Source organism: Paenibacillus agri, from assembly GCF_013359945.1.
GTDB classification, from domain to species: domain Bacteria; phylum Bacillota; class Bacilli; order Paenibacillales; family Paenibacillaceae; genus Paenibacillus_AQ; species Paenibacillus_AQ agri.
Genome location: NZ_JABWCS010000076.1, coordinates 1 through 249 on the forward strand (window position 1 = coordinate 1; position 249 = coordinate 249).

At 44.6% G+C, this 249-nt stretch carries 1 tRNA gene; it reads left to right on the forward strand.

The features are described 5' to 3' along the window. The first annotated feature begins 44 nt into the window (after positions 1 to 44). A tRNA-Ala gene (locus HPT30_RS00345) sits at positions 45 to 120 on the forward strand. The last annotated feature ends 129 nt before the right edge of the window (positions 121 to 249 follow it).

A 249-nucleotide genomic window follows, 5' to 3' on the forward strand; every position in this document is an offset into this window, starting at 1 on the left:
TCCACCAAGGCCCACCATATAACATTTGAATAACTTACCTTTATGGGGCCATAGCTCAGCTGGGAGAGCGCCTGCCTTGCAAGCAGGAGGTCAGCGGTTCGATCCCGCTTGGCTCCACCAATAACTTTATTTGAACTGTCTGTAATTCCAGACATCACAGTCGTGATTGTCACGTAATTACAGAAACTTGATCCTTGAAAACTGGATACCGAAACGAATTTGCGTTTTAGAACATCTTTTAGCTGAAAC